The organism is Actinokineospora baliensis (genome assembly GCF_016907695.1).
GTDB classification, from domain to species: domain Bacteria; phylum Actinomycetota; class Actinomycetes; order Mycobacteriales; family Pseudonocardiaceae; genus Actinokineospora; species Actinokineospora baliensis.
In genome coordinates this window covers 2,595,975-2,611,227 of record NZ_JAFBCK010000001.1, presented here as the reverse complement: position 1 = coordinate 2,611,227, position 15,253 = coordinate 2,595,975, and the positions used below count along the sequence as shown (strand labels likewise).

At 70.3% G+C, this 15,253-nt stretch carries 14 protein-coding genes; 5 read left to right on the top strand and 9 right to left on the bottom strand.

Features of this window, described 5'->3' with window-relative positions; genetic code table 11:
* Window positions 1–43 precede the first annotated feature (43 nt).
* Window positions 44–652: a Crp/Fnr family transcriptional regulator gene (locus JOD54_RS12495; protein WP_307859972.1), complete on the top strand. Its 609-nt coding sequence runs from the start codon at window positions 44–46 to the stop codon at window positions 650–652.
* 92 nt (window positions 653–744) lie between these two features.
* Window positions 745–1,401 (top strand): hypothetical protein, encoded by a 657-nt coding sequence (locus tag JOD54_RS12490; protein ID WP_204450693.1) that lies wholly within the window; start codon window positions 745–747, stop codon window positions 1,399–1,401.
* Here JOD54_RS12490 and JOD54_RS12485 read toward each other — a convergent pair.
* The 6 genes from JOD54_RS12485 to JOD54_RS12460 form a co-directional block, all read right to left on the bottom strand.
* A complete protein-coding gene (locus JOD54_RS12485; protein ID WP_204450692.1) occupies window positions 1,340–2,230 on the bottom strand; it encodes an RNA polymerase subunit sigma-70 in 891 nt (296 codons plus the stop codon). The genes JOD54_RS12490 and JOD54_RS12485 overlap by 62 nt on opposite strands.
* Entirely contained in the window at window positions 2,227–2,637 is a 411-nt protein-coding gene (locus tag JOD54_RS12480) for a VOC family protein (RefSeq protein WP_204450691.1), read from the bottom strand. Before JOD54_RS12480 ends, JOD54_RS12485 begins: the two co-directional genes overlap by 4 nt.
* A gap of 899 nt (window positions 2,638–3,536) precedes the next feature.
* Window positions 3,537–4,703 carry a Clp protease N-terminal domain-containing protein gene (locus JOD54_RS12475; RefSeq protein ID WP_204450690.1) on the bottom strand — a complete coding sequence of 389 codons (1,167 nt, stop codon included), beginning with the start codon at window positions 4,701–4,703 and terminating at the stop codon, window positions 3,537–3,539.
* On the bottom strand, window positions 4,696–5,970 hold the full coding sequence (locus JOD54_RS12470; protein WP_239574444.1) for a caspase family protein: 1,275 nt from the start codon (window positions 5,968–5,970) through the stop codon (window positions 4,696–4,698). The genes JOD54_RS12475 and JOD54_RS12470 overlap by 8 nt, the downstream gene beginning before the upstream one ends.
* A gap of 76 nt (window positions 5,971–6,046) precedes the next feature.
* Window positions 6,047–6,463, bottom strand: coding sequence for a VOC family protein (locus JOD54_RS12465; RefSeq protein ID WP_204450688.1), 417 nt, complete (start codon window positions 6,461–6,463; stop codon window positions 6,047–6,049).
* Between the two features lie 10 nt (window positions 6,464–6,473).
* A complete protein-coding gene (locus tag JOD54_RS12460; protein ID WP_204456236.1) occupies window positions 6,474–6,860 on the bottom strand; it encodes a helix-turn-helix transcriptional regulator in 387 nt (128 codons plus the stop codon).
* Window positions 6,861–7,074: 214 nt separating this feature from the next.
* On the opposite strand from JOD54_RS12460, the gene JOD54_RS12455 reads away from it, so the two are divergent.
* Window positions 7,075–8,592, top strand: coding sequence for a M1 family metallopeptidase (locus JOD54_RS12455; RefSeq protein ID WP_204450687.1), 1,518 nt, complete (start codon window positions 7,075–7,077; stop codon window positions 8,590–8,592).
* A 94-nt stretch (window positions 8,593–8,686) separates the two neighbouring features.
* Here JOD54_RS12455 and JOD54_RS12450 read toward each other — a convergent pair whose 3' ends face one another.
* On the bottom strand, window positions 8,687–10,819 hold the full coding sequence (locus tag JOD54_RS12450; RefSeq protein ID WP_204450686.1) for a M4 family metallopeptidase: 2,133 nt from the start codon (window positions 10,817–10,819) through the stop codon (window positions 8,687–8,689).
* Window positions 10,820–11,271: 452 nt separating this feature from the next.
* Between JOD54_RS12450 and JOD54_RS12445 the strand changes: the two genes are divergently transcribed.
* Entirely contained in the window at window positions 11,272–12,288 is a 1,017-nt protein-coding gene (locus tag JOD54_RS12445; protein WP_204450685.1) for a DNA cytosine methyltransferase, read from the top strand.
* Here JOD54_RS12445 and JOD54_RS12440 read toward each other — a convergent pair.
* Window positions 12,243–12,680, bottom strand: a complete 438-nt coding sequence (locus JOD54_RS12440; protein ID WP_204450684.1) for a hypothetical protein — start codon at window positions 12,678–12,680, stop codon at window positions 12,243–12,245. The two genes, JOD54_RS12445 and JOD54_RS12440, sit on opposite strands and share 46 nt — an antisense overlap.
* A gap of 75 nt (window positions 12,681–12,755) precedes the next feature.
* Here JOD54_RS12440 and JOD54_RS12435 point away from each other — a divergent pair, with 75 nt between their 5' ends.
* Window positions 12,756–13,493 carry a ZIP family metal transporter gene (locus JOD54_RS12435; protein WP_239573360.1) on the top strand — a complete coding sequence of 246 codons (738 nt, stop codon included), beginning with the start codon at window positions 12,756–12,758 and terminating at the stop codon, window positions 13,491–13,493.
* Window positions 13,494–13,556: 63 nt separating this feature from the next.
* Here the strand turns inward: JOD54_RS12435 and JOD54_RS12430 are convergent, their stop codons facing one another.
* The gene (locus JOD54_RS12430) at window positions 13,557–15,077 is read right to left on the bottom strand and encodes an alpha/beta hydrolase (protein WP_239573359.1); all 1,521 of its coding nucleotides are present in this window, start codon (window positions 15,075–15,077) and stop codon (window positions 13,557–13,559) included.
* Window positions 15,078–15,253 lie beyond the last annotated feature (176 nt).

Sequence of the window (15,253 nt, the reverse complement as noted above, 5' to 3'; positions counted from 1 at the left end):
CGGCCACGGGCGACGGGGGTGGCCGTGGCGGTAGTTGGAGGGTGTGCAGACCTTCCGAACCCTGGTCGGCGCCCGGCTCTGGGCGGCGGTGGTGGCCGCCGGGGCAGCTCGGGAGTACGCGCGCGGCGAGGTGTTGCTGCGGCAGGGGGATCCCGGCGGGTACGCGCTGGCGCTGGTGCGCGGGCGGGTTCGGGTGGTGCTGGCGGACGGGTTGCTCGTGTCACTGCGGGGTGCGGGCGACCTGGTGGGCGAGCTGGCCACGGCCGGGGTGGGCCGGACGGCGTCGGTGGTGGCCCTGGATCGGTGCACGGCTTGTTGCTTGAGTGCACGCGCGTTGGAATCCGTTGCAGGGGCGGCTCTGGGTGAGTACCTGCGGCTGAAGCTGGTTGAGGCGGTGGAGCAGATGTCCTTGACCCGCCTGGGAAGCCTCGCCCGGCTGGCCCGCTTGCTGCTGGCGGTCATCGACCTGGCGGAACCGGACGACCGACGGGTGCCGCTGTCGCAGGAAGCCCTGGCCCAATCGCTGGGACTGGCCCGCAGCACCGTCGCTGAGCACATCTCCCAACTCCGCCGCTTCGGCGCCCTCCGCGGCGGCCCGCGGCTGGTGGTGGCCGATCGGGACCTGCTGGCCTCCCACGCGGGTCAGCGGTGAAGCAGCGGGTTTCCGGGGTGCGAATCTGTCCGGTGGCGGACGGTTCGGCGGTGGGACTGGGGAGAGGGTTGGGGGGACGGAAGGAGGTCGGTGTGGGGCGAGTGCTGGAGTTGCCGCCGTATCGGGCGGTGTTGGTGGTGGACGTCAAGGGGTTCGGGGGGTGGCGGGGGCGGGAGCAGGCCGATCTCGTGCGGTTGGTGCCGGTGGTGCTGCGGGAGGTGTTCGCCGAGTGCGGGTTGGGCGGGGAGTGGGACCGGGCGCCGTTGAGCGCCAGCACCGGGGACGGGTGGGTGTTGGGGCTCCGGTCCGGGTTGTTGCCGCTGTTGCTGAACCCCGTGTTGCCCACCCTGCAAGAGGTGCTGCCGGACGGGGTGCGCATGCGCGCGACAGTCCACATCGGACCGCTGACGGGTGGGCGGTCGCTGGGGGCTGGCAACGGTGAGGCCCGGGTCCAGGCGCACCGGCTGCTCGACGCCCGACCGGTCCGGGAGTTGCTGGACCGGTCGGGTCCGGGGACCAGGGTGGCGGCGGTGGTGTCGGAGCGGGCGTACGTGGACGCGGTGTTGTCGGGGTACGCCGGAGATGACCCGGGCCTCTACGTGCCCGTTCCGGTGCGGGTCAAGTCGTTCGCGCAGACGGCCTACCTGCGGGTTCCCGTGCCCACCGGCGAGCTGCTCAGCCACGGGTTCACCGGTCGAGCACCATCGGCAGTCCGAAGTGGTCGAACAGCGCGTAGCCGAACGTGGTGATCTCGGCGACCTCCGCCCCCTCGACGCGCAGCACGTCCAGCTTGAACGCGCGGAACCGCGCGTCCCCCGGCCTGCGCAGGTAGCTCGCCGCCGCGGGCATGCGGTTGGCGGTCGTGGGCAGCAGGCGCCAATCGCCGTCGCGATCGGGGCCGAAGGCGCGCACGAGCAATGTCGTGATCGCGTCGCGGCCGTCGAAGCGCAGGGGGTTGGGCGGCATCGTGACGCGGATGTCCTCGGCGGCCACCGCGAGGGCGGCGGCCACGTCACACCGCTCGTGCGCGTCGATGAACCTGGCCAGCAAGTCCCGTTCGGCCGCACTGGGTTCGCGCGCCACCCAGTCGTCGCGGCGGGACGGCAGGTGCTCGCGCATGGTGGCCCGGGCGCGTTGCAGCGCACTGTTCGCCGCAGCCACACTCACGTCCAACAACTCGGCCGTCTCCGCCGCGGGCATGCCCAACACCTCGCGCGCCAACAGGGCCGCCCGCTGCCTGGCGGGCAGGACCTGCAGGGCCGCCAGGAAGGCCAACTCGATGGTCTCCCTGGCGACCGCCGCACCATGCGGCCCCTGCGCCTCGTCCAACTCCCGATCCGGGTACGGGGTCAGCCACGCCACCTCGGTGCGCGCCCTGGCCGACCGTGCCTGATCCACACACACGTTCGTCGCGATCTTGTACAACCACGCCCTGGCATTCCCGCCATCGAACCCGTCGCGGTGGCGCCACGCGCGCAGGAACGTCTCCTGCACGGCGTCCTCGGCCTGCTCGTAGGAAGCGAGCATCCGGTAGCAGTGGACGTGCAGCTCCCGCCGATAGGGTTCGAAGTCGGTCATCGCGCGGCGACCTGCTGCACAGCCCAGGAGTTGCCGTCCGGGTCGGAGAAGAAGAGGAACGAACCGAAGTCGCGGCCCTCGGGATCGACCCCGGGAGTCATCACGCCGTCGACGAAGTGCTGCGTACCCGAGTGCTCGACCCCCGCCGCGTCCAGCTGCTTCTCCGCCGCCAGGATATCGGTGACCACCAAGTGACAGCCCTTCACCGACCCCGGCTCACCCCCACCCACCCCCTTGCCGAAGGTGATCGAACAGGCCGAGCCCGGCGGGGTGACCTGCACGACCCGGAAGTGCTCGTTCGGGCTGAAATCGGTGTCCACGGCGAACCCGAGCTTGCCCGCGTAGAACTCCTTCGCCCGATCCACATCGGCCACGGGCACGACGACGACCTGCAACTTCCAGTCCATGATGTGTCTCCAGGATCTCGGACGGCCTCGGTGGCCATCCTGTACCCGTGTAACGGCGGAAGCGGCCCGAACTCATCGGCCCACCGATGACTTCCCGCTGACCTGCGAGAACACTCTTTCAACGCCCCGCCTCGCGCGCGACACAACCCCCGCTCGGGCCAGGTGCCGGAGCGGGCGAAGCTCGAGGCGACATCGACCTCAAGCAAGATGCGGGTCGCCCGGCCCAGGCAACCAGGCCACCTGATGCCCGGGCAGCCGCGCACCGTGTCGCTGCCTGTTTGTCGACCACAACCAGCAGTGGCCTGGGCTAGGCGAGCTCGTCGACCAGGGCTCGCAGCTCCAGTTCGGTGTCGGGCAACGGCTCGTCCTGCAGACGCTTGCCCGCCAGTCCACACCGGCCGCGTGTTAGGCGCCTTCGCTGGCATCCACACCGAGAAACACGCCGAACCCACCGCTCGCTCGCCCGCGACTCCGTACGGCCGCCGCGTCGTGGTCGCCAGTTGAGCATCGACAGCTCGCACCCACTTGCCGGGTGCACCGATGAATCCACGGCAACCGCCCCAACGATTCCGCCTCGCGCGCGACACAGCCCCACCCTCTCCGGGGGGCGGCCCCGATGCCATTCTATCGGCCCTGGCCCACGCGGAAGGGGGGCGCGAAAACCAGTGGATGAATCAAGGGGTTGTGGACAAATCGCGCCGACCCGCTCACCGGTGCACCGATGAATACACGGCAACCGCCCCAACGATCCCGCCTCGCGCGCACGCGGCACAGCCCCCACCCTCTCCGGGGGCGGCCCCAATCCCATTTTATCGGGTCTGGCCTGTGGGGAAAGGGGGCGCGGAAACCTGTGGACGAGCCAAGGGGTTGTGGACAACTCACGCTGACCTGCGGAAGAGCTAGCCCAGGGACCACATGTCGGTGTCGAAGACGGCGGCTCCGGTGAGCACTGGGTCGGGGCGGACGAGGTCGGGGGTGATGTCTACCTGTTGGGCGCGGGAGCAGTGTTCGTCGAGCAGGTCTATGGCTCCGCCCGGCAGCGGCCTGCCCATAGCAGCCGCCGTCTCGACGACCGCGGCGATGGTTTGGTCTGGGATCCGCACGGCGTAGTGGTCCTCGACTCCGGGGCGCAGGTGGGTGAGGACGGCGATGGTGTCCGCCCGCGACATGGACTCGACGGCGACGGTGTGGAAGGGGGGTGAACCCAACGAAATGCTCAGCTGCTCGGTGGTGCAGATGACGCTCAGGTCGCCGGTGGTGACCGCCGACCGGAAGGGGTCGAGCAGGTCGGGGCGCGGGACCCAGAGGACGCACCCGGCCCGGGTGAGCCGGTCGGTGAGCTGCCGGGCGGAGTCGCCGTCGGGGAGGTCGCCGACGAGGGTTCTGATCACCAGGCCGTGCAGGGCCTTGACCACCTGACCGGTCGCGACCCGGTGCGCCAGGCCCTGGACGATCGCCGCCTTGCCGACCCCGCGCGGGCCGTGGATCACCACGCTGCGCCGGGTCCGGCGGCTCAGGGCCTGCGCGACCTCGTCGACCTCGGCGTCGCGGCCGATGATCGGCTCGGGGTGCACGCCGGTGGTGTGCCGGTCCAGGACGGGGTCGCCGGTGAGTTGGGCCAGGCGCGGGTCCAGCCGGGTGAGGACGTCGGTGCGCAGGGACTGCAGGTCGGCGTCGAGGTTGACCAGCATCCTGGCCGCTACGCAGTTGGGTTCGCTGAGCAGGCCGAGCAGCAGGTGTTCGGTGTGCACGGCGACCCGGCCGAGCGCGGTCGCCTCGGCTTTCGCGTGGTCGATGACCCGCTGCACCTCGGCGGCGACCCGCAGCGGCGTCCGCCCGGTCGAGACACCGCGGCGGACGTGGAACTCGGCCCTGGCCCGCAGGACGTCCGGGCCGAGCCCCCGCTCGAGCAGGACCGCTGCCACGTGCCCGCGGGCTTGGGCCAGGGCCAGCAGCAGGTGCACCGACCCCAGGTAGTCGTGGTGCAGCCGGGCCGCCTCCTGCTCGGCGACGGTCAGCACCGCCACCGCCTCGGCGGTGAACCCCTCGGAGAAGAACTCAGCCACCCCTGACCGCCCTCCCCACGACGTCGATGTCGCGGCGCGTCACCGCCAGCGTGGGCGACGCCGGGTCCAGGGTTCGCTCGCGGATCGCTCCCAGCTCCTCCAGCAGGGCGCTGGCCTCGACGTACTCGCCCGTGCGCGCCAGGTAGCGGGCCAGCGCGTGCTGGGTGCGGCAGGTGTCCTCGTGCTCGTAGCCGAGGTAGCTGCGCTGCATGGGGGCCAGGGTGCGCAGGCGGGCGATCGCCTCGGTCCCGTTGTCGGACTCGCCGAGGCAGATGGCCGTGTAGAAGACGGTGCGCAGCAGGTCCGGGTGGTCGAAGCCGACTACGGCGCCCTGGGTGAGGATCAGCTCTCGCAGCAGCTCGCCGGACTTGGCCGGGTCGCCCGCGGCGGCACGGGCGAAGAGCAGCGAGGCGAAGGTCCGCAGCACGTCCGGGTGCTCGCCGTGCAGCAGGCGGATCTGGCGGGAGTGCAGGTCGGCCAGGTCGTCGACCACCGAGGCCCAGGTGGTGTCCCTGGCCCGGACGACGACTGCGGCCACCCGGTCGCGCAGGTCGTCGGCGGTGTCCATGGTGGCGCGGTTGCGGATGCGCAACCGGTCGGCGGTGCTACCGCTGCGCTTCTGCGGCAGCGGAAGGCCCTCACCCCGCATGGTGACGAGCAGGTGCCGGTAGACGTCGTCGATGGTCACGTACTCCCCCGCGCCAGGGATGCCGCCGTCGAGCAAGCGCAGCAGGCGGCCGGTGAACGCCGTGTGCGGTTCGTCCGGCAGCACGAGCGACACCCGGTTGGGGGGCGCGGAGGTGAGCACGTAGGTGCCGTCGATGACCAGTTCGTCGACCGGGGCGGACATGGCGGTGCCGAAGGCCCGCCCGGAGAAGCAGCAGTCGAGGATGACGACCTTGATGGTGGCCGGGCTGTCCAGGACGCGGTCGCGCAGCGCGTTGTAGGACAGCGAGCCGAACTCCGGGGAACCCGGTTCGCTGTCGTGCATGCCCAGGTAGAGGTCGTGCGCGCGCCCGACGAGCCCGTGGCCGATGTAGTAGACCAGCAGCAGGTCGTCGGCACCGGCCATCGCCTGGGTGAGGCCGCGGCCGAGCGCGCCGATGGACGGTTCGTCGAGCACCGTGGTGGCCGACTCGACCAGGCCGAGCTCGGTGAACACCCGGCTCAGCTCGGTGAGACCGGGCCCGACCTGGGGGATGTCGGGCAGGCCTGCGTCGCTGTAGGTCGACGTGCCGATGAGCACGGCACGGGACTTGCCCGACATGAGCCGCACCAACCCCCTCCGCGCCGCCCGGGCCCTGGGCGGTGCGAACAGGATGTCGCGCCCTGGATACCCGGTGTTACGCCTGCTTGTTCTGGGTGAACCTGATCAGGTTGCCAGATGGGTCACGGAACGCGCAGTCGCGAACACCGTAGTGCTGGTCCATCGGCTCCTGCACGACCTCGGCGCCGGTGGCCGCGATCCGCTCGAAGGTGGCGTCGCAGTCGTCGGTGGCGAACAGGACCCCGCGCAGCAGGCCCTTGGTGAGCAGCTCGGTGAGCGCGGCCCGGTCGGCCTCGGAGGTGTTGGGGTCCGCGGCCGGGGGTTCGAGCACGATCTCCAGCTCGGGCTGGGCCTGCGGGCGCAGCGAGACCCAGCGCATCCCCTCGTAGGAGACGTCCTTGCTGACCTCCAGGCCCAGGGCGTCGCGGTAGAACCCCAGCGCGGCGTCATGGTCGTGAACGGCGATGAATGTGTGCGAGACGGTCAGTGCCATGTGGACGAGGCTACGAGCCGTCCGCGCGGGACGCTTCTCCATTCGTGACCGGCCGCCGGACCGGCCGGGTGTAGAGCATGGCGTAGCAGGCGGGGATGCCCACCACCTCGTCGTGCGCGCGGGCCCGGTAGGCGCTGGGCGGTTCACCGACCAGCTCGGTGAACCGGGTGCTGAACGAGCCGAGCGAGGAGCAGCCGACCGCGAAGCACACCTCGGTGACGCTCAGGTCGCCCCGGCGCAGCAAGGCTTTGGCACGCTCGATCCGCCTGGTCATCAGGTAGCTGTGCGGCGACTCGCCGTAGGCGGCGCGGAACGCGCGGGAGAAGTGCCCGACCGACATGTGCGCGCCCTTGGCCAGCGCGGCCACGTCCAGCGGCTGCGCGTAGTCGCGGTCCATCCGGTCGCGGGCTCGCCGCAGCAGGACCAGGTCGTCGATCGGCACGCGAACAGCATCGCACACCCGCCGATTGGGCGGAATGGACCACGTCGAACGTCGTTATCGGTTGAAGTGGTGAAAGAAATGATTCCCAGTTAGTAGGAGCCCTCTTTCGGCTGTATGTCGGCGGCGAATTACCCACTACCTTCGGCGGCGCCCACGAGGGAGGGAACAGATGCGCAAAACCGTTCGCGCGACAACGCCGGTGGCGCTCGCCGCCGTCGCCGCGACCCTGCTGACCAGCATCGCGGCCGCCGCACCGGCACCAGGAGCGCCCAGCGTCGGCGACCCGTACTACCCCAACGCCGGAAACGGCGGATATGACGTCTCCCACTACGACATCAGACTGACCTACCAGCCCACGACGGATGTCCTGTCCGGTACGACGACGATCACCGCGACCACGACCCAGGAATTGTCCCGATTCAACCTCGATTTCGGGTTGCGGGTCTCGTCGGTGCTGGTGAACAACGTCGCCGCGACCTTCTCGGCCAACGCGGCTGGCGACGGCGAGCTCGTGGTGACCCCGGCGCGGCCGCTGGCCAAGGGCGCCCCGATCACCGTGGTGGTCGCCTACAACGACCGGCCGTCCACCGTGAAGATCAACGGCTTCACGTCCTGGGTGAAGACCCCCGACGGCGCGCTCGCGGTCAACGAGCCGGAGATCTCGCAGTGGTGGTACCCGGCCAACGACCACCCCACCGACAAGGCCACCTTCGACGTGTCGGTCGAGGTGCCCGACGGCGTCGTCGCGCTGTCCAACGGCAACCTGGTGCGCACCACCAAGAACCGCACCGGCTGGACCCGCTGGTGGTGGCGCAGCACCCAACCGCAGGCCACCTACCTGACCTCGCTGGAGATCGGCAAGTACGAGGTCAACCGGCAGACCACGCCCGAGGGCAAGCCGTTCATCACCGCCTACGGCGCCGACCTCGGCGACTCGCTCGGCGCGGCGAAGGCCAGCATCGAGCGCACCCCGGAGATCAACGAGTTCCTGGCCACCCGGTTCGGCCCCTACCCCTTCGAGGCCCAGGGCGGGGTGGTGACCACCGGGATCGGGTTCGCGTTGGAGAACCAGACCAGGCCGGTCTACGGGGCGCGCGGCTTCATCGGCGGCTCGAACACCTCGCTGGTCGCGCACGAGAACGCCCACCAGTGGTTCGGCGACAGCGTGGCGGTCGGCCGGTGGAGCGACATCTGGCTCAACGAGGGCTTCGCGACCTACGCGCAGTACCTGTGGTCCGAGCACGTCGGCGAGGGCACCGCGGCAGAGCTGGCGCAGTACGTCTACGACTCCAGGCCTGCCGAGGACCCGTTCTGGCAGGTCCTGCCCGGTGACCCGGGCGCGGACCGGCAGTTCGACGTGGCCGTCTACGACCGCGGCGCGGCGACCGCGCACGCGCTGCGCGCCCTGGTCGGCGACGACGCGTTCTTCCAGATCCTCAAGACCTGGCAGGCCACCCGCAAGGGCGGCACCGGCCGGATCGAGGACTTCACCGCGCTGGCCGAGCGGCTCGCCCCCGGGCGCCCGGTGCGGCACCTGCTCAAGATCTGGCTCTACACCGCGGGCAAGCCCACCGTCGGCCCCAACGGCCCCATCCTGCCGACCGCCAGGGCGGCGGCGCCGGTGGAACCCAAGTCCTACAAGGCGATCCGCGCCGCGCTGGACAACCACGCGCACTCGCACCGCTGACAACCGGATGAGAAGAGGGCGGGCACCCGGGTAACCCCGGGTGCCCGCCCGTTTCCCTGTCTCCACCTGCCCTCAGTGGACCGTCCTCAAGGGACTAGCCGAGGGTCAGCGCCAGGTCGTCGAGGACGAACGAGGTCTGCAGGTTGCTGTCCTCGCTGCCCGCGAACTTCAACGTCACCGTCTGCCCTGCCAGCGACGAGACGTCGTAGGTCTTCTGGACGTAGCCCGCGGCCTTGTTCGTGTTGGAGAACGAGGCCACCGCGGTGGAGCCGAGGCTGACCGTGAGCTTGTCGTAGGCCAGGTTCTCGGTTTCCGCCGAGTCGATGTGCAGGTAGAAGCTCAGCGTCGCCCGGCAGCCGGTCGGGATGGTGACCGACTGGCTGACCGTGTCGGTGTGCGACGAGCCCCAGCCACCGAGCCAGGACGACTGGGTGCCGCTGCGAGCGGGCTCGCGGTAGCTGGTCCAGTTGCCGATGGTGGTGTTCGGGTCGCTCCAGTTGGTCTTGCCCGACTCGAAGCCCGGGTTCAGGATCTTCTGGCCGGAGCAGCCGCCCGGGGGCTGGGTCGTGGTGGTGGGCGGCGTGGTCGTGGTCGGCGAGCTCGTCGTGGTCGGCGGCGTGGTGGTGCTGCTCGGCGGCGTGGTGCCACCGGTGCAGGTCGGGTCAGCGGACTGCGCGGGAACGCTCACCGCGTCCCAGGCTGCCTTGACGGCGTTGAACTCGGCGCAGCTGCCCTGGTACAGGTTCTTGGCCGCGGTCAGCGTCCAGGTCCGGTACTTGAGGTACGAGCTCGACGAGGTCTTCAGCTGGACCGCGCCGTGCATGATCTTGATGGCCTTCTGGATGCCGATGCCCTGCAGCGTGGTGTTGTTGCAGGTCGGGCTGACCGGCTGGCCGTTGCTCGGGTTCGAGCCCTCGGCGAGCAGGTAGAACCAGTGGTTGCCGGGGCCCGCCGCCGCGTGCACCTCCATGTTGGGCACGCTGCTGGAGTAGCAGTTGGGGTCGCTGCCGTGCAGGGAGGGCTTGTACATGTAGCGGATCGGGCCGGAGCCGACGAGGTTGGTGTCCTCGCCCATGATGTAGTCCGGCTCGTCGTAGGTCGAGGGCTCGTTGGCGAACCACTCGGTCGCGGTGCCGAAGGTGTCACCGATGAACTCCTGGGTGCCACCGCCGGAGAAGCCGCCGGAGCCGGAGTGGTCGTCGATGCCGTGGCCCATCTCGTGGCCCAAGATGTCGAGCGAGCCGACCCACTGGCCCTGCGGGTTGTGGCCGAGGTTCACGTACGCCGGGCGCGAGGAGTAGTAGTACGCGTTGTTCTCGTCGAGGCCGACGTTGATCTTCCAGGCGCCGCCCTGGCCGTCGAAGCTGTTGCGGCCGACCCACTGCGAGAGCATCTTGTTCTCGGTCTGGGCGACGAACAGCGCGTCGGCGCAGCCGGTCTCCTTGTTGGTCGCGGTGCCGTTGCCCCACGAGTCGTCGGAGCCGGAGAAGACGGAGCCGGAGCTGTAGTCGCGGCAGTCAAGACCCGTGATGCTGGGGTCCTTCAGGCTGTAGGTGCTGCCCGACTTGGTGGTGTTGAGCGGCAGGTTCGGGCCGTTCCAGTAGCCGGTGCCGGTGCCCTCGGCCAGGTGCTCGACGGTGCGCAGCACGCGACCGTCCTGGGCGTCGACGTAGACGCTGAGCGCGCTGAGGTGACCGTGCTCGTCCTTGCCGATGACGTTGCTCTCGTAGGCGAGGCGACCGCTGCCCTCGGCGACGACGACCTTGCGGCCCGCGCCGTTGGACTTGCCCCCGGTCACCTGCTTGAGCGCGATCGCGTCGGCGCCCGCCTGCGACAGCTTGGCCGAAGCGGTGTCGACCTCGCCGAGGGTGCTGTCCTGGGCCACGGAGGTGGCCTTCACGGTGCCCTGGTCGTCGGTGGCGACCACGAAGTCACCGCCGATCACCTCGAGGTCCTTGTAGGAGCGGGTGTAGGCGACGTAGTTGAGGCCACCGGCGGAGCGGACGGCCTTCTGGGTGAACTTGTCCTTGCCACTGGCGTGCAGGGCCGCTGGCGGGTTGGCCACCATCGCCGCGACGGCGTTGGAGGCGTTGGCCTGGGCCTGGGCGGCAGTGGCGGTGGTCGCTGGCTGGGCCTGGGTGTTGGGGACCGCGATGGCGGTTCCGACCACGACCAGTCCCGCGGCGATCGCGCCGCCGACGGCGAGCAGGCGATGTGCCGGCTTCATGGTGCTCCTTTCCCAGGTCTCACGTGGACGGGAATTCCACGGCAGGGAAACCTGGAAAACGCAGGGATGAACATTGGCGTCGAACGCTAACCCCGCGCCGAAGGCTGAACCAGTTCCTTCACACCGCCAAATCTTCACACGGCGGCGGTGTGAAACCGCTGGTCAAAGCGGACATTCCAACCCTTTTGGGGCAATGTATTAACAATCGGGCCGTAGTCCAAGTCCGTTTTCCACTTATTCATAGAATACCCTCAGAATGGGAGGACGGCGATCCACTGCGCGGCCGCGCGGACATCACCGATCATCGTCGCCACCACGAACAGCACCACCGTGGTCACCCGTGCGAGCACCATGAGCGCACCTCCTCACGCCGCCAGAAGTGCGCAGACGCTAGTTGGCGATCCGGCGGGCTTCAAGGCCGCGGACCAAGGCGTTACCTAGAATCGGCGGTTATGACGGAGGTGGTCGACCTGTTCGCCGGTCCAGGCGGGCTGGACGTGGCCGCGGGGTGGCTGGGCGTGCCCGCGGTGGGCGTCGAGTGGGACCGCAACGCCTGCGCGACCAGGGCGGCGGCCGGGCTGGCGACGGTCGAGGGCGACGTGCGCGACTACGGCCCAGCCGACTTCCCCTCCGCGACGGTGCTGGCCGGTGGGCCCCCGTGCCAGACGTACACGGTCGCGGGCGGCGGGGCCGGGCGGCGGGCGCTCGAGCAGGTGCTGGGCTTCGTGAAGCGGATGGCCGCCGGTGAAGACGTGACCGCCGAACTGTCCGGCCTCGACGACGAGCGCACCGCCCTGGTGCTGGAGCCGCTGCGGTGGGCGCTGGCCGCGCACCGGTCGGGCCGCCCGTACGAGGCGGTCGTGCTGGAACAGGTGCAGGCGGTGCTGCCGGTGTGGGCGGCGGTGGCCGAGGCGCTGGCCGGGATCGGCTACCGGTCCGACCACGGGATCCTGCACACCGAGGAGTTCGGCGTACCGCAAACCCGGCGCCGGGCCATCCTGATCGCGCGGCTCGACCGGCAACCGCTGCTTCCCCGGCCGACGCACCAGCGGTTCCGCAAGCCCGCGGGCGACCTGCCCCCGTGGCGGTCCATGGGCGAAACCCTCGACCGCCCCGGCCCGTTCGTCGTCATCTCCAACTACGGCACCGGCGGCGACCCGAAAGCCCGCGGCCGCCGAACCTCGGCCGAACCCGCCGCCACCGTGACCGGCAAGATCTCCCGAAACCGCCTCACCACCCCCGACGGCGCCGAACTCCCCCGCTTCACCCCCGCCGAAGCGGGCCGCCTCCAAACCTTCCCCCCCACCTACCCCTGGTCCGGCGGCGACATCCCACAGCAGATCGGCAACGCCATCCCACCGCGGCTGGCCGCCCACGTCCTCGGCGCGGCACTGGGGATCGAGGTGGACGAGAAAGCCCTGGATCAGTTCGTAGCCCCTCGCCCCCCGATCAGGCGCAGCACGACGTAGGTCGGGAAGCCGAGGCCGAAGACGACTCCGATGCAGGACTGGATCACCACCAGTGCCGCCAGATCCTCATCAAGGAACAGGTTGATCAGGTTGACCAGGCAGAACAGGTAGAACGCCACCACCAGTCCCATGCCGACCACCGGCGAAACCCCGCCCGCCGGTCCGCTGCCGGGGCGGCGAACCGCCTTGGCGCCCTCGCCGACGAGGTAGGCGTTGATGGCGAGTCCGAAGACGACGCCTGCGAGGAGGGTCGCGTAGTTCAAGCCCTCCGGCAGCCGGAAGTCGAACACCAGCCCCAGGAAGGCGATGAAGGCCAGCGGGAACGACACCGCGATGACCACCTCCGCCCACCGCCAGAAGGTCTCACGGTCGGCCAACTCCTGCTCCCCCATGGCAGCGATCCTATCCGCGGGACGCCACCAGCCGGTTCTCGTGGGATGAACGAGGATGGTCGGCGGAGGTGGGTGATGCTGGAAGCCGGGTTCTGGGGGTTGGTGGCCGGGTCGGCGCTGGTGGTGGGGGCGCTGGTCGGGTACCTGGTGCGGGTGGCCGCGGGGGTGGTGGCCGGGGTGATGGCGTTCGGCAGCGGGGTGCTGATCTCCGCGGTGTCGTTCGAGCTGATCGGTGAGGCGCACGAGCAGGGCGGGATCGTGCCGACCGCGCTCGGCGCGCTCGCCGGGGCGACCGTCTACACAGGAGCGAACATCCTGCTGGCCAAACGCGGGGCGCAGCACCGGAAGCGCTCCGGCGGTCAGACCTCGGAGGAGCAGCAGGCCGGGTCGGGGACGGCGATCGCGTTGGGGGCGCTGCTCGACGGGATCCCGGAGTCGATCGTCATCGGGACGAGCCTGGCGGGCGGCGGCGGGGTCAGCGCGGTGACGGTGGCGGCGGTGTTCATCTCGAACGTGCCGGAGGGGCTCTCCAGCGCGGCGGGCATGCGGTCGGCTGGCCGGTCCCGGCGGTACGTCTTTGGGCTGTGGGCCGGGATCGCGGTGATCAGCGCCCTGTCGTCGGTGTTCGGGTACGCGGTCGCTGGCGTCCTCCCGGCGGGCGTCCTCGCCGCCATCACGGCCCTGGCGGGCGGCGCGATCCTCTGCATGGTCGCCGACACGATGATCCCCGAGGCGTTCGCCAAGGCCCGCCTCTGGATCGGCCTGATCACCGTCGTCGGCTTCCTCACCGCCTTCGCCCTCTCCCACGCCTGAAACCACGCCACGGGACGCGCCTGGAGGGCCGCCCGCACGGGACGGCCCTCCAGGGTCAAGCGACTACTTCACCCAGCCGGGCAGGCCGGGCAGCGGGCCTGCCGGACGCGGCAGCGAGGGTGCTGCGGCGATCGACGGGCCAACGGGGGGTTCGACCGCGGCGCAACGGGTTCCGTCGCGGGGGGTGCGGAGGGTGAACAGGTAGGTGTCGGTGATGCCGATGGTGCACTCGGAGCGGGGGTACACGCCGTGGCCCCAGCCCTCGTAGGTCACCAGGACGGTGGTGTCGCGGCTCTGCCGGTGCGCGTTGACCGCCCAGTCGTAGCCGGTCGCCGGGTCGTGCAGGGCGTTGAGCATGAGGATCTTCGGCGCGGTGGTGATGTTCAGGTCGTGCTGCGGGTTGGTCGCGGCGGGCAGGCCGACGCAGCCCGTGGTCGCGACGTGGCCGAGTGCGGAACCGCGCATGTGCGGTGCGAGCCGGTTGGCGCGGTCGGTGAGCGCGGCGAGCTCGCGGTGGTTCTTCACCCGGATGTCCCAGTCCTTGCAGAACACCGCGGTGAACGGGTTCTCGACGAGCTCCTCGGTGCCGTACGCGGCCCGCTGGGGAGCGCCGGTCTCAAGCGAGGCCAGCACGTCGGCCAGCAGCGTCCAGTCAGGGCCGTAGAACGCGGAGAACGCGAACCGGCTGATCTCCGCCGCGGTGATGACGTGGGTCGGGTCGCTCGGGTCGACGAGCTCGCCCCGGTCGGCCTTGGCCAGCAGCTGGTCCCACCACTTGGTGACGTCCTTGCCGTGCAGGGCGCAGCTGGTGGTCCGCTCGCACCACCGGACGAACTCGCGGAAGGAATCCTCCGCGGTGGCCGCGCTGACCGCGCCGAACCGGGCGGTGCCCGCGCTGTGGTCCATGTTCGAGTCGATCACCATGGCGCGCACGTTGCGGCCGAACTCCTCGGCGTACTGCTGGCCGATGAGGGTGCCGTAGGACACGCCGAAGTAGTTGATCTTCCGCTCGCCCAGCGCCACCCGCAGCGCGTCGATGTCGCGCACGACCGACTTGGTGTCGGCGTAGTCGGCCATCGGCCCGGAGTGCTTGCGGCAGTCCGCGGCCAACTCCCGGTTGTACGCCGCCAGCGCCTCGAACTCGCGCTGGTTGTTCGGGTAGAGCGAAGGCTGCTTGTTCAGGACCTCCAGCGAGCACTTCACCGGCTGGCTGCGCGCCACACCACGCGGGTCGAACCCGATGATGTCGAAGCGGGCCAACACGTCCGGGCTGAAGAACCGGTCGGCCCCCAACGCGAAGTCGACCCCGGACCCGCCGGGACCGCCCGGGTTGATGATGAGGACCCCGATCCGCTTGCGCGGGTCGGTCGCCTTGCGCCTGGCCACGGCCAGGTCGAACTTCTCCCCCTTGGGCTTGGCCCAGTTGATCGGCAACCGCAGGCTGCCGCAGTCGACCGAAGCCGACTCCGCGCACGGCCCCCAGTCGATCCGCCCCCCAGCTCCGGCGGTCTGCGCGCCCGCGATCGACGCACCCCCCGCCACCATCGCAACGGCCGCGGCTAAGACGCCAGCCGTTCGGATCATCGACCGCACAGGTTTCCTCCCGGTGTCTGTCCACAATGTCCATTCGCCCCCTCGGGCGGGACCCACGCTCCCAGTGCCGCCGTACCCGCCACAACCTGCTGGAGTAGGACGCGGTGATCACACTGTGGAATGACATCCAGTGGTCCAGCGCCCTAAGGCACCCCCGACGCCATCCG

Coding starts and splice junctions, on each gene's coding strand:
- JOD54_RS12445 (WP_204450685.1), top strand. CDS start 11,272: ATGACGGAGGTGGTCGACCTGTTCGCCGGTCCAGGCGGGCTGGACGTG.
- JOD54_RS12435 (WP_239573360.1), top strand. CDS start 12,756: ATGCTGGAAGCCGGGTTCTGGGGGTTGGTGGCCGGGTCGGCGCTGGTG.
- JOD54_RS12440 (WP_204450684.1), bottom strand. CDS start 12,680: ATGGGGGAGCAGGAGTTGGCCGACCGTGAGACCTTCTGGCGGTGGGCG.
- JOD54_RS12465 (WP_204450688.1), bottom strand. CDS start 6,463: ATGGCACTGACCGTCTCGCACACATTCATCGCCGTTCACGACCATGAC.
- JOD54_RS12460 (WP_204456236.1), bottom strand. CDS start 6,860: ATGGACCGCGACTACGCGCAGCCGCTGGACGTGGCCGCGCTGGCCAAG.
- JOD54_RS12430 (WP_239573359.1), bottom strand. CDS start 15,077: ATGATCCGAACGGCTGGCGTCTTAGCCGCGGCCGTTGCGATGGTGGCG.
- JOD54_RS12485 (WP_204450692.1), bottom strand. CDS start 2,230: ATGACCGACTTCGAACCCTATCGGCGGGAGCTGCACGTCCACTGCTAC.
- JOD54_RS12455 (WP_204450687.1), top strand. CDS start 7,075: ATGCGCAAAACCGTTCGCGCGACAACGCCGGTGGCGCTCGCCGCCGTC.
- JOD54_RS12450 (WP_204450686.1), bottom strand. CDS start 10,819: ATGAAGCCGGCACATCGCCTGCTCGCCGTCGGCGGCGCGATCGCCGCG.
- JOD54_RS12470 (WP_239574444.1), bottom strand. CDS start 5,970: ATGTCGGGCAAGTCCCGTGCCGTGCTCATCGGCACGTCGACCTACAGC.
- JOD54_RS12480 (WP_204450691.1), bottom strand. CDS start 2,637: ATGGACTGGAAGTTGCAGGTCGTCGTCGTGCCCGTGGCCGATGTGGAT.